11 protein-coding genes and 1 riboswitch are annotated in these 13,625 nt (G+C 45.3%); of the genes, 3 read left to right on the forward strand and 8 right to left on the reverse strand.

The window, feature by feature from the left end:
• Positions 1 to 12 precede the first annotated feature (12 nt).
• A riboswitch (guanidine-I (ykkC/yxkD leader) is annotated at positions 13 to 121 on the reverse strand.
• A gap of 158 nt (positions 122 to 279) precedes the next feature.
• Positions 280 to 465, forward strand: a complete 186-nt coding sequence (locus tag ASG85_RS19525) for a hypothetical protein (RefSeq protein WP_057307530.1) — start codon at positions 280 to 282, stop codon at positions 463 to 465.
• Between the two features lie 671 nt (positions 466 to 1,136).
• Here ASG85_RS19525 and sdhB read toward each other — a convergent pair.
• From sdhB to ASG85_RS19540, 3 genes are read right to left on the reverse strand one after another with little or no spacing between them, the layout of a single operon-like run.
• The gene (gene sdhB / locus ASG85_RS19530; RefSeq protein WP_047680827.1) at positions 1,137 to 1,901 is read right to left on the reverse strand and encodes a succinate dehydrogenase iron-sulfur subunit; all 765 of its coding nucleotides are present in this window, start codon (positions 1,899 to 1,901) and stop codon (positions 1,137 to 1,139) included.
• 2 nt (positions 1,902 to 1,903) lie between these two features.
• Positions 1,904 to 3,667 (reverse strand): succinate dehydrogenase flavoprotein subunit, encoded by a 1,764-nt coding sequence (gene sdhA / locus ASG85_RS19535; RefSeq protein ID WP_057307531.1) that lies wholly within the window; start codon positions 3,665 to 3,667, stop codon positions 1,904 to 1,906.
• 16 nt (positions 3,668 to 3,683) lie between these two features.
• Positions 3,684 to 4,337 carry a succinate dehydrogenase cytochrome b558 subunit gene (locus tag ASG85_RS19540; protein WP_029197341.1) on the reverse strand — a complete coding sequence of 218 codons (654 nt, stop codon included), beginning with the start codon at positions 4,335 to 4,337 and terminating at the stop codon, positions 3,684 to 3,686.
• A gap of 288 nt (positions 4,338 to 4,625) precedes the next feature.
• Here ASG85_RS19540 and ASG85_RS19545 point away from each other — a divergent pair, with 288 nt between their 5' ends.
• On the forward strand, positions 4,626 to 5,522 hold the full coding sequence (locus ASG85_RS19545) for a LysR family transcriptional regulator (RefSeq protein WP_057307533.1): 897 nt from the start codon (positions 4,626 to 4,628) through the stop codon (positions 5,520 to 5,522).
• 80 nt (positions 5,523 to 5,602) lie between these two features.
• On the opposite strand, the gene ASG85_RS19550 is transcribed toward ASG85_RS19545, so the two are convergent.
• From ASG85_RS19550 to ASG85_RS19565, 4 genes are all read right to left on the reverse strand, one after another.
• A complete protein-coding gene (locus ASG85_RS19550) occupies positions 5,603 to 6,340 on the reverse strand; it encodes a response regulator transcription factor (protein ID WP_057307534.1) in 738 nt (245 codons plus the stop codon).
• A gap of 93 nt (positions 6,341 to 6,433) precedes the next feature.
• Positions 6,434 to 7,684, reverse strand: coding sequence for a cation:proton antiporter (locus ASG85_RS19555; RefSeq protein ID WP_057307535.1), 1,251 nt, complete (start codon positions 7,682 to 7,684; stop codon positions 6,434 to 6,436).
• Positions 7,684 to 8,346, reverse strand: coding sequence for a potassium channel family protein (locus ASG85_RS19560; protein ID WP_060647541.1), 663 nt, complete (start codon positions 8,344 to 8,346; stop codon positions 7,684 to 7,686). The genes ASG85_RS19555 and ASG85_RS19560 overlap by 1 nt, the downstream gene beginning before the upstream one ends.
• Positions 8,347 to 8,360: 14 nt before the next feature.
• Positions 8,361 to 9,713, reverse strand: a complete 1,353-nt coding sequence (locus ASG85_RS19565) for a TrkH family potassium uptake protein (RefSeq protein WP_057307537.1) — start codon at positions 9,711 to 9,713, stop codon at positions 8,361 to 8,363.
• Between the two features lie 274 nt (positions 9,714 to 9,987).
• Between ASG85_RS19565 and ASG85_RS19570 the strand changes: the two genes are divergently transcribed.
• On the forward strand, positions 9,988 to 11,559 hold the full coding sequence (locus ASG85_RS19570) for a CPBP family intramembrane glutamic endopeptidase (protein ID WP_162257277.1): 1,572 nt from the start codon (positions 9,988 to 9,990) through the stop codon (positions 11,557 to 11,559).
• Here the strand turns inward: ASG85_RS19570 and uvrC are convergent.
• Positions 11,519 to 13,477 carry an excinuclease ABC subunit UvrC gene (gene uvrC / locus ASG85_RS19575; RefSeq protein WP_060647543.1) on the reverse strand — a complete coding sequence of 653 codons (1,959 nt, stop codon included), beginning with the start codon at positions 13,475 to 13,477 and terminating at the stop codon, positions 11,519 to 11,521. The genes ASG85_RS19570 and uvrC overlap by 41 nt on opposite strands.
• Positions 13,478 to 13,625 lie beyond the last annotated feature (148 nt).

Below are 13,625 nucleotides of genomic sequence, written 5' to 3' on the forward strand. Positions count from 1 at the left end.
CATATTCTGATATCCTCCCGGGCTTTTATCCCTCCGTGTGCACGATGAAGCTCACCGTGTGTCTTCTCTTGGACCTGACCAACAGCCTTCATTCTGTCGCGGAACCCTAGAAAACAAGTTTGCTATAAGGTTGGTACTTCGATGTCTTACATTTGTCTTAATCATACTTACATCCGACTTGTATGTCAATATATATAACACAAATAAATAATGGGTTGTCAAAATAGCTATTTGTGTAATAATATATAACATATATTGCGAATAACGGAGGTGTATACGATGTACTCGATTCATTTCCACATCACGATGTTAGATAATCAGCCTATTCAACCTAAACCTGTTGCATTAGCGGAACCTTCTGTTTCTGATATTCAAGAAGGACATCCCCTATCCGAGCATCCTCTCCTGATTTCCCCTATAAATAATCAAGCAGCCACCCAAGCTGATAGCCTGCCCGCTGACTAGCCTCATACCCCTACAAAGCCCATCAGGGAGATCCTCCTGATGGGCTTTTTCTGTGTGCGGGGTTTTATCGAAAATACCCAATTCTCCCTCTTTGTACAACATTTTGAGCCTTTTGTTGCAAAACGGTCTGTTTATGGCTGAATTGTTGTACATTAGAGACCGTCGATTCATTCATTCGCGGTAGAATACTGTTGTAAAAAGTGCAACAATTACTGCCTAGATCCAGCCTTTCACCTCTCGATGTTGAATATTGTACAACAATTTGGCCCAATATAGACGATTTCACAACAACTGTGCTCAAAATGTTGTACGAAATGCTACTTCAAGTTGCAAAATAGCCTTTTGGCGTGTGAATTGTTGTAGAAAATACAACATTGGTAATCACTATAGCCCAACTCCCTCACGAAAGCTGAATGACTCTAAAATCACATTTTAGAGTTGTGAATACCAGTTGTGAATCAATCGATAGTGTCCATTATGCAACAAAGTAGGGAGAGGCGCGATTGGTAGAAATATGACGATGGATTCCTATATAAGACACATCAGTGTAAAACAAAATTTGACGAATGAAATCCGTGGTTACACAGAGGTCTAGCTGAATTCTTCCGGCGTAAAAAAAGCCCGACACCCTGAAGATCAGGGTATCGGGCTTTATCCTTATTAAGCGGAGTTTACACGCCTAACCATTTTTTGAACATATGTTTCGTTGTATCTGCATTCAGTGCTGCGATCGAAGTCGTCAGTGGAATGCCTTTCGGACAGGAGCGTACGCAGTTCTGCGAGTTACCGCAGCCTTCGATACCGCCATCTGTCATCAACGTATCCAGACGCTCGTCTTTGTTCATTTCACCCGTTGGATGAGCATTGAACAGACGAACTTGTGAAAGCGCGGATGGTCCGATAAAGGAGTTCTTGTCGTTCACGTTCGGACAAGCCTCAAGACAAACGCCGCATGTCATACATTTGGAAAGCTCGTATGCCCATTGACGCTTCGACTCCGCCATACGAGGTCCTGGTCCAAGATCATACGTACCGTCAATAGGAACCCATGCTTTGACTTTCTTCAAAGCCGTAAACATGCGTCCACGGTCGATAACAAGGTCACGCATAACAGGGAACGTGCTCATTGGAGCTACGCGAATCGGCTGCTCCAGCTTATCAACAAGAGCCGAACAAGCTTGACGCGGCTTACCGTTGATAACCATGGAACAAGCTCCGCAAACTTCCTCGAGACAGTTGGACTCCCAGCATACAGGCGTCGTCTTGTCACCCTTCGCATTCTTCGGATTACGCTGTACTTCCATCAAACCGCTGATGACATTCATATTGGAGCGATAAGGAATTTCAAACTCTTCGGTATAAGGTTTGGAATCTGGACTCTCTTGACGAGTCACGATAAACTTCACTGTCTTTTGTGCGCTTAGTGTCTCAGCCATGATTAATGTCCTCCCTTTTTCTTCTCCGTGGAGTAGTCACGTTTCCGCGGTGCAATCAAAGATACATCGATATCTTCATAGCTGATTTTCGGACCATCTGGCGTCCAATCGGCAATTGTTGTTTTCATGAAGTTTTCATCATCACGCTCAGTGAATTCTGGCTTGTAATGCGCGCCACGGCTCTCGTTACGCAGCAAGGCGCCAAGTGTCATCGCTTCAGCCAACTCGAACATGTTCCAGAGCTGACGTGTGAAGGCAACCCCTTGATTGTTCCAACGAGCTGTATCTGTGATGTTGATGTTGTTGTATCTTTCTTTCAAATCCTTGATCTTGCCAATCGTATCTTCGAGACGATCATTGTAACGAACAACCGTCATGTTAGCATTCATCATGTCGCCAAGCTCTTTATGCAGAACATAGGCATTCTCCGTACCATTGTTCATTTTGAGCAAGTTCTCATAACGGTCTGTATGACGTTTCTTCTCGCGATCGTATACGATCGAGGACGTATCGTCAGCGTGCTTCTCTAAGCCGCGGATATACTCAACCGCTTTAGGACCGGAAACCATTCCGTCATAGATGGCCGAAACGAGTGAATTTGCTCCGAGACGGTTCGCACCGTGATGTTGATACTCACACTCACCAGCAGCGAATAAGCCGGGAATGTTCGTCATCATGTTGTAATCAACCCAGATTCCGCCCATGGAATAGTGAACCGCAGGGAAAATTTTCATCGGAATTTTACGCGGATCGTCGCCCATGAATTTCTCGTAGATTTCCATAATTCCGCCAAGCTTAATATCAAGCTCCTTCGGATCTTTATGAGAAAGATCGAGGTAAACCATGTTCTCGCCGTTAATACCAAGCTTCTGGTCTACGCACACCGAGAAAATCTCGCGAGTTGCAATATCACGCGGCACCAAGTTACCGTACGCCGGATATTTCTCTTCTAGGAAGTACCAAGGCTTCCCGTCTTTGTATGTCCAAATACGTCCGCCTTCACCACGCGCAGATTCAGACATCAAGCGAAGCTTGTCATCTCCGGGAATCGCCGTCGGGTGAATTTGGATCATTTCACCATTCGCATATTTAACACCTTGTTGATATACAGCACTTGCTGCCGTACCTGTGTTTATAACTGAGTTCGTTGTTTTGCCGAAAATGATACCAGGACCGCCTGTAGCCAAGATGACCGCGTCGGATGGGAATGTTTGAATTTCCATGCTCCGCAAATCTTGTGCTGCAATACCACGGCAAACGCCATCATCATCGAGAACGGAACCAAGGAACTCCCAATGCTCGAATTTCGTTACAAGACCAGCTGTTTCCCAGCGGCGTACTTGCTCATCGAGTGCGTACAAAAGCTGCTGCCCTGTAGTAGCGCCTGCGAATGCCGTACGATGATATTTGGTACCGCCGAAACGACGGAAGTCCAGAAGACCCTCTGGTGTACGGTTGAACATAACGCCCATACGGTCCATTAAGTGAATAATGCCTGGAGCCGCATCGCACAAAGCTTTAACAGGTGGTTGATTTGCTAAGAAATCTCCACCGTAAACTGTATCATCAAAGTGCTCCCACGTGGAGTCACCTTCACCCTTCGTATTCACCGCACCGTTAATGCCGCCTTGCGCACATACGGAGTGGGAACGTTTAACAGGAACCAAGGAGAACAATTGCACATGTACCCCGGCCTCTGCTGCCTTAATTGTCGCCATGAGTCCCGCAAGGCCTCCGCCGACGACGATAATTTTTGAATTAGCCACTTCTGTTCACCCTCCCTTAATGCCCCGTATGCGCTTCTACCGGAAGCTGAAATTGCGTATCTGTAAATGCAGTCAATGACATAATAAACATCACGGCCATGACAACGAACAAAGCCATCCAGATGATGGATGAAAAGCGCTGCGCGCGCGGTCCAATTGTAATTCCCCAGCTAACCAAGAACGACCACATGCCGTTACAGAAATGGAATGCTGCGGATAGCGTACCGATGACATAGATCGTAAACATAACCGGATTCGTCGCGATATCATGCATCGTCCTGCCAAGCTCTTCATGCGCTACGTTACCGAATGCAACTTGCAAGCGGGTCTCGAAGAAATGCCAAGCAACGAACAAGAATGTGATGACACCAGTAACACGTTGAAGCATGAACATTTGATTACGGAAATAACCATACTGCGAAACGTTGTTACGCGCTTGATACGCTACATACAGACCATATACCGCATGATAAAGAAGCGGTATCCAGATTCCGAAGATTTCTAGAAACAGCACCAATGGCAAGCCATTTAACCAGTTAATTTGATCCACGAACGCGCCTGGTCCCTTTGTTGCTTCATAGTTCGTGAGCAAATGCTCAATAAGAAAGAAGCCCACAGGAATTACGCCAAGCAAAGAGTGGATCTTTCGAAAGTAATACGAATTACCCATAATTGAACCAATTCCCCCCTCATAAAAATTCATTCATCATTTATCCGACATTATCAGACAAGACAAGCCACATACCATTGTACTCTCGCCGCAAACGAGCGTCAACCCATAATCATCCAAGCCTATTTTGCCAAATCAGTGAATGATTATACACCTTCGTCCAAGAAATGTGAATAAAAAGTGACATGTACATCGTACCTCTTTCATGCTTATAATGGAAGTGCCGTTTTTTTATATGCACTTATAACTAATACACATATGCATTGCGCTGAAGGAGACGATAGAAACATGGAACTCTTGGATGTTTTTGCTGTTGTTGTCGAACAAGTAAGCCTCAATAAAGCATCTCAGTTATTAAACATCTCACAACCGGCTCTCTCTCGCAAAATAATGAAGCTCGAGGAAGAGCTGGGCGTAGAACTTTTTAACCGTAAAGGTAAAAGGCTGGAGCTGACCAAAGTCGGTCAAATTTGCTATGACCATGCCTTAGAACTGCGTCATCTGGAGCGCAAGTTCAAGCAAGCGATCCAAACCTATAAAGCGGCGGGCAGCCACACCTCGATTACCATAGGAGCAAGCCTGACAACGCTGCAAACAACGCTACCGGATCTCATCACGGACTACTTGCAGGATTACCCACTGACAGAAATTAAGCTGCTTACGGGTAAGACGCACGAGATTGTTACCATGGCGAAAGAAAACAAAGTGGATATCGGTATCGTCGCTTCCCAAATTAATGCTTCCAGCCTCCATTGCGAGCCTTTATTCGATGATCACTTATGTCTGGTACTTCCTCTAGGGCATTCTCTTATCGATCACACCACCATCACAATGAACGACTTAAATGAATTGCCGATGATTCTCTTCTCCAAAGGCACTTGGTATCGCATTTTGATGGATGAGCTATTCAACCGTTATACCATATTGCCCAACGTACAAATGGAGATAGACTCCTTCGAAGCCATCATCCGACTCGTTTCAACCTGCAAAACGGCAACATTGCTTCCAAGATCCTATTTACGAGAAGATTTAATACGTAATAATGAATTGATTTTGCGCAATCTTGTCGAATTAGAACAGACCAAGCGAACGACTTCACTCATTTACTCGGACCATACAGCGGATAATATGACGTCTATGAAATTTATAAATCAGGCAATCAATTACTTCGCCAAGCAGAAATAAAACCTGCATTGGTTAATGAAAAAAAGCGGTAAATGGGGATTCACCCTATTTATCGCCTTTTCATCTTTATTTTAACCTTTCTAATAAACAAACTTGTAACCTACACCCCAAACCGTCCGAATCCACTTAGGTTCTTTGGGATTGTCCTCAATCTTTTTACGAAGGTTAGCAATATGCACATCAATGGCCCGGTCCGTCACCAAACTGTCGAATCCGCGAACCGTTTGCAGTAAATCTTCTCGGCTATATACGCGACCAGGATGATTCACAAAGCATTTCATAATTTCGAATTCCGAGTAAGTCGTCTCTACGAGAGTACCATGAACACGCATAGAACGCGTATTCGGATTGAGTGTAATTTTCTTATCGATATCCAAGACTGCCTCTAGTACCGCAGTTGTTGATCCCCCAGCTGCTCCCGTTACTTGACGAGTGTTCATACTCGATTTCAAATACAAGTTGGAGCGCCGAATAAGAGCGTGAACTCTCGCACTCATTTCATGCATACTGAACGGTTTACACATATAGTCGTCCGCACCTGCCCCGAGTGCGTTAACGCGTTCAACGACTTTATTTTTCATCGAGACGATCATAATAGGTATTTTGGAGGTTTCCCGAACTTGTCTGCATAAGGTAAGACCATCCATATCAGGCAGCATCAGATCAAGCAAAATTACATCCGGATTAAACTGAGAGACTGCTGCAATGCCTTCTGCCCCATTTGCTTTTCTTATGACATGAAATCCTTCTTCACTTAAATACATAGTGACCATATCGCCGATCATGGCATCGTCTTCAATTATTAATACCTTATACATGGGGAGTCCACCTTCAGTTAGAAATTCTCTTGTTGTATATGTACTCGCAAATTTATTAATTGAATAGTCGAATGGCGATCAAAGAAATTTATATTAATCATGGTTGTCGGGATCGTCGGGCTTTATTTCAAGACCCAGTTTACGCGCCACATAAGCAGTTGTGCTTGCCTGAAACAAAATGGTTATAAGCACGGCCATGAACGTAACACTGGCAATAAGATCACTGTGCTGAACGCCCATCCCAGCTACCATTCCGGATAACGCCGCGGGTATAACACCTGTCTCTCGAACCCAGAACATGAACAGAATTTCATTTCGTTTCCACTTTGCTTTACGATCCGGCCATGTACAGATCAGAACTGTAAGCGGCCGCGCGATAAACATAAATACAAAGATAACGCCTAGGCTTGTCCAGAAATGCTCAAAGATTAATGGGAAGTTCACTTGACTGCCTAGTAAGATGAAAATGAGCATGCGCATGATGACCGTAATATTTTCTGAAAAATGCTCCATTTCAAGCTGTTTATCATTCATTTCCAGCTTAAAAGTACCTGCATTCCCCCAGATCAATCCCGCTGTAAAGGTCGCCATAAAACCGCTTACACCAATTGCTTCTCCCGCGATATAAGCACCAAGTGAAGTCACAACCATCGCTATTGTTGCATAGTCTCTTAGGTGACCAAGCTTCAAATGTGCCGTCAGGAAAGTCATCACATACCCAATGACCGCACCAACTAGAAGCCCCCCCAGTGCTGTCTTCACAAAATCAATGACACCCGAAGCAACAGAAACCTCTTGTGTACCCAGAATAATCGCTAATAAAGAAAAAGTTAGAATCGAAGCCGTCGCGTCATTAAAAGCAGATTCACTTTCAACCGTTTCACGCACTTTCGGACGGATTTTGACTTGTTTAAACACTGGGATCAGGGTTGCAGGATCCGTTGAAGCAATAATAGCTCCCAGCAATAAGGCATAAAGCCAAGGCAAATCCAGCAGCAAATGCGCGACTACCGCTACTGCGCCGCATGTGATAAGAACGCCAGGAACACTGAGTAAACTTACAGTAAGCCATACCTTGCGAAGACCAGAGAGTCTGATATTGCGCCCTCCATCGAAGAGGATTAAGGTAGAGCCAACGACAAGGATGAATTGATTCGTAAAAGATGTGCTGGATTCTGTAATCCAATGAAAGGCTTGTCCCACCAGCATACCTGCAATAAGGAACAGAGCAACGTCAGGAAGCTTCAACCATTGTGCCACTTTCCCAGATATCATGCCCAATCCAAAAATAAGCACAAGCAAAATAATAACATGTTCAATTAGGATCGAGGTTGTATTTTCCATTATCCGATGACTTCACTTTCAAATTTATCAATTTGATTGTTGGTTCCGATGATGACCATCACATCATTCTCATTCACGACATCACCCGCTGTAGGTGCAATGATAATCCCATTTTGTTTATTGATAGCCACAATGCTGCAGCCATACTTAGCACGAGGGTCCAGCTCTCTAAGAGCAAAGCCACATAGATTCTTAGGGACAGACAATTCCACGATCGTATACTCTTTGGAAATCTCAATATAGTCCAGAAGGTTAGGGGACACCAGTTGATGGGCAACTCGAATTCCCATATCTCGCTCCGGATAAATGACGCGGTCAACACCTAGCTTATTCAGTACTTTGCCATGCAATTCGGACAATGCCTTAGCGACAACCTTTTTGATCCCCAAATCCTTAAGAACAATGGCCGCTAGGATACTCGATTGAATATCATCCCCAATGGCTACAACAGCGCAGTCGAAATTTCGTACGCCTAATGATTTCAATACCTCTTCATCCGTCGCATCCGCAACTACCGTATGGGTAAGCACAGAACTCAGCTCATCAACGACTTCTTCATCTTTATCAATACCCAACACTTCATAACCAAGCTTTATGAGTTCTTTGGAAATACTGGCTCCAAAACGACCCAGCCCGATTACGACATATTGATTTTTTTTCATGTTTCTAGTTCCCCTTATCCAATCGTGATTTTACCCTCTGGGTATCTAAATAGTTCTTTCTCTTGCTTTGGCTGTAAAGCATAGGCTAGTGTGATGGGTCCTAGTCGCCCAGCAAACATCGTCAAACTTATGAGGATCTTCCCAAATGTTGTTAATTCAGGCGTCAAACCCATAGTCAAACCTACGGTCCCGAAGGCGGATGTCACTTCAAACAAAATTTTCAATAACTGTGCATCCTCTGTCGTCGATAAGAGCATCGTGACAATGATAACTAAAAATAAAGCCATCATTGTTAAGGTAATAGCCTTGAGAATACGATCCTTAGCCAAACGATATCGGAAAATAACAATATCCTCTTTCCCACGGATCATCGTCACTATAGCACTAATTAGAATCGTAAATGTCGTTGTTTTAATGCCCCCGCCTGTTGAACCGGGAGAAGCTCCAATAAACATAAGAATGACAATGAAAAATTGAGAAGCTTGGCGAAGTGCCCCAATATCAACCGTATTCGGCCCAGCCGTACGAGGGGCAACCGATTGGAAGAAGGAGGCTAATATTTTCCCGCCTAAATCCAGCGAACCCATGGTTCTGATATTGGTATATTCGAATATAAAGATGATAATAGCTCCAAACACAATAAGAAAACCTGTCATGCTAAGTACCACTTTGGAATGCAGGGAAAGCTTCTTCTTAGTCTTATAGTCCATCAAATCAGACATAACAATGAAACCAATCCCCCCAAGCACGATAAGCGCCATAGCAACAAAGTTTACTACGAAATCATTCACATAGCCGGTTAGGGATACGAATGGCGCATCGACCGTCCCAAATAAATCAAAACCAGCGTTATTAAACATGGAGATGGCGTGCCAAATACCGAAGTAAAGGGCTTTTGTAAATCCCAAGTCAAACGTCCAACGAATCGTAAAAATCACGGCTGCAATCGCTTCAATCGATAACGAATAAATAATTACTTTACGGATGAGTCGAACAATACCTTCCATACTGCCTTGGTTAAAAGCCTCTTGCAGAACTAGCCGTTCTTTTAACGTGATTTTTTTACGGAAGGCAAAAGCGATTAGAGTCGACATTGTCATGAAACCCAATCCGCCGATTTGAATCAAGCTCACAATGACGATTTGCCCAAACATCGTGTAGGCACTCCCTGTATCCACGACGACCAAACCTGTCACACATGTTGCCGAAGTCGCTGTAAACAACGCATCAATGAAAGCAATCGAATGTCCCGTTGCCGAAGCAAAGGGAAGCGTCAAAAGCCCTGCTCCTAAGAAAATAATCGCAGCAAATCCGAGAACGAGAATTTGTGGAGGCGTTAATCGCCAAATATTCATTTTTTTAATCATAATGCCTCCTGTGTTTGCAAAAACGACATAAGGATTTCCAATACGTTAACGGTAGGGTTCCCCCGTTATTATTTAGAAATTCCGAACGTATCCAATTGATAGGTATTATATAATTGTTTTTAATTCTTTACCACTAAATTGGCTTTCTTTTTAAACTATGATAACGTGAAAGATGTGATTTCAGAATCGGAAATGTAGAAGGGAACTCACTATGATTAGGCCAAAATTAAATCGTTTTCTCCTCTTCCTTGCATGCATTGGAGTTGCTCTTTACTTGGGAATATCCGCATTATACGGCCTTCAGGCCGAAGAGCCGACGGCAGCAGACAACCCTTCTATCACGAAGCAGCAGGCTGCGGATCATGCAGCTCAATTTGTAAGTGAGCGCTACAATTTGCATAACCCGCAAACCTACGTTGTTTATCAGTCCAAGAAGGACCGAAGCGGTTATTTGCAAAAGGAGCATTTGTTAGAAACCTATTTGAAGGACTATGGGGAGCGTTACCCCATTGATTATTATCAAGTAAGCGTAGAAGACACCAAGACCAACCGTCAATTTGAAGTTGAGATTAATTACATGAATGCTTCCGTTATTGGATGGCGTGAAACGCAAAAAACCTCCGATCAAGCAATCATCAGTAAGCAGAAAGCAGACATTTTGGCCAAGCAGGAGATTCGGCAGCAAGGATTTGAACCGGAAGACTTTGCACTCATAGATAAACGGACTGCCGAAGACGACCCAAACCATGGAACAACCTTATTTTATGAAAAGCAAACAAAACCGCTCGGTGAAGCAAAGTTACAGGTTCGAGTTGATTTCGATGACAAAAATCTGACCGGTTTTAACGTGTTGTTCAGCTTACCTGCGTCACATCAAGTCTGGATCGATCAGCAGGATCGCTCCGCATCTATCATGACTTGGATTTCCATGGGCTTCACACTCATCATGACCATTGCCGCGATTGTATTTGCCATCATCTATAGAAAACATATGAAATTCAGTAGAGGCCTGCTATTAACAGCCATTTTTTTAGCCATTTATATCACCAACAACTTTAATATGTACCCTGCTTTTAGATCTATGAGTGGAGCTCTGAACGATCAATTCGCAACATGGGCTGCTATTATTTTCATGAATGTAGTGACTGTCCTGCTCGGCATCTCTCTCTACCTAGCTCTTGTAGCAGGTAATGGATTGTGGAATTCAATCGGAGAGCGGAAATGGCCGGCTTGGAAGGAATCATCGTTTGGAGCTGAGGTTTATAGCGGCATGGGGCGCGGCTATTTGCTGGCTTTCTTCATCCTGGGCATTCAGCAGGTGCTCTTTTACACAGGTGAAGTGAATTTTGATGTTTGGGCTGTGAACGATCCGTCCGATTCTGTTCTTAATATGGTAGAACCTCGATTCTTCCCGCTTATGGCCTGGGTTGCTGCCATATCTGAAGAGGCGACCTACAGGCTGCTCGGCATCATTCTATTCAAAAAGCTGTTTCGCTCCAACTTTATTGCGATTGTCATTCCCAGCGTGATTTGGGCGGCAAGTCATACCCAGTATCCTATTTATCCAGTCTATACTCGGCTAATCGAGGTCACCATCATAGGCATTATTCTAGGTTATGTCTTCCTAAAATATGGTTTCATTACCGCCGTTTTCGCCCATGCCTGCATGGATAGCATCCTCATGGGGATGTCCCTCTTCTACCTCGGACATGTAAGCGATGTGCTTGCTGGTATTTTCTACATCCTGCTGCCTGGTTTGATCGGCTTGCTGCTAGCCTGGCTGCATGCAAAAAGGCGGGGTCCCCTTATTCCTGGGGAGCCGCCGCCTCGCCTTGAAGCGCTTTGAGAATTTCGTTAGCTAATTTCTCACCTATACCCAGAGGCTTGAAGTCTTGAACTTCAGCCTCTTTTATTTTGCGCACGGAGCCAAAGTGCTTAAGCAATGCCTTCCGGCGCTTCTCCCCGATGCCGGGAATCGCGTCGAGCTGTGAGACAACCATCGACTTCGCCCTTGTTTCGCGGTGGAACGTAATCGCGAAGCGGTGAACCTCGTCTTGAATCCGCTGCAGCAAGTAAAACTCCTGGCTATCACGCGGCAATGGCACAACTTCTGCGGGATCTCCGATCATGAGCTGCGCTGTTTTGTGCTTCGCGTCCTTCACGAGTCCACAGATCGGAATGAACAGACCTAATTCATTCTCCAGCACGTCGACTGCCGCTGAGATCTGCCCTTTCCCTCCGTCTACGACGATCAGATCAGGCATTGTTAGATTGTCCTTAAGCACACGCTCATACCGCCGGCGAATGACCTCTCGCATCGTTTCGTAGTCATCCGGGCCAACGACCGTTTTGACTTTGTACTTGCGGTACTCTTTACGATCGGGCCTGCCGTCCACGAAGACGACCATTGCCGAAACCGGGTTCGTCCCTTGTATGTTCGAGTTATCGAATGCTTCGATGCGGCGAATCGTTCCCGTGCCGAGCCACTCTCCAAGATTCTCGACCGCCTTGGTCGTGCGGCGCTCATCGCGCTCTACCAAGCGGAATTTCTCATCCAACGCATTGCGGGCGTTGTCTTTGGCCATATCGACCATTTGCTTCTTCAACCCTCGTTGCGGAATATGCACCTTGACCTTGAGCCAGGATTCCAATGCTTCGCGGACATCCTTCTCTTCGGCCTCTACTTGAGCTACAACTTCGGCAGGGACCTCAGCTGGAATGTCAATTGTGGCTTCAGCGGGAGCTTCAGCATCAGTAGGAGCAGTAGTAGGAGCGACTGCCACCTGTACCGGCATCGTCGGCAGGAAGATCTCCTTCGGCAGCGCGGGGTTATCGCTGTATACCTGAGTAACGTAGGTGATGAAGTCATTGTACTCATCACCGTAATATGGGAACAGCGAGACGTGACGCTCGATGAGCTTCCCTTGACGCATGTACTGGATATGCACAGCCATCCAGCCCTTGTCGACCGCGTAACCAAAGACATCGCGGTCTAGTGCATCTGCCGTCGTGATCTTCTGTTTCTCCATCACGGCGTCGATGTTCATGATATGATCGCGCAGTTCCTTGGCGCGCTCGAAGTTCAGTTCCTCTGCTGCGGCTAGCATTTTGGCCGTCAGCTCTTCCTTAATAACGTCGTGTCCCCCGTTCAGGAAACGGCTGATCTCTTGCACCATCCGCTCGTTCGTTTCGGCAGATACGTCGAATTCGCAAGGCGCCAGACACTGCCCGATATGATAGTATAGGCATACTTTCTCGGGCATCGTCTTGCACTTGCGCAGTGGATAAAGCCGATCCAGCAGCTTCTTCGTCTGCTGGGCCGCAAAGGCATTTGGATAAGGGCCGAAGTACTTGCCCTTATCTTTAAACACCCGCCGCGTGACTTCTAGGCGCGGCTGCTCTTCATGTGTAATCTTGATGTACGGGAACGTCTTATCATCCTTCAAGAGTACGTTGTAGCGAGGATGATGCTGCTTAATCAGATTACACTCAAGAATCAAAGCCTCCATGTTCGAGGAGGTAATTATATATTCAAAGTCGCGGATTTCGCTGACTAGTTTTTGCGTCTTCGCACTGTGGCTGCCCGTGAAGTAGGAGCGCACACGATTCTTCAGTACTTTCGCTTTTCCAACATAAATGATCGTACCTTCGCGGTTTTTCATGATATAGCAACCTGGCTTATCCGGTAATAAGCTCAGCTTGTGTTTAATTATTTCCAGACTCTGTTCGCGGACTCCAGCGTCCTCATGCTCATGCTCGGTCATGCATCCAATCTCCTCTCGCACAAAAACTTACCCCATATTTCCCCGTTAAGTTCGTACTTTCTAAGCCCTCTAAGTTAGTTCTAAGTTCTAAGTTCACAATTCCTAAACTCCAAGTTCCTAAGTTCCCAAACTCCTAAGCTACAAGTTC

The sequence above is a fragment of the Paenibacillus sp. Soil724D2 genome, from assembly GCF_001427935.1.
Taxonomy (GTDB): Bacteria; Bacillota; Bacilli; order Paenibacillales; family NBRC-103111; genus Paenibacillus_E.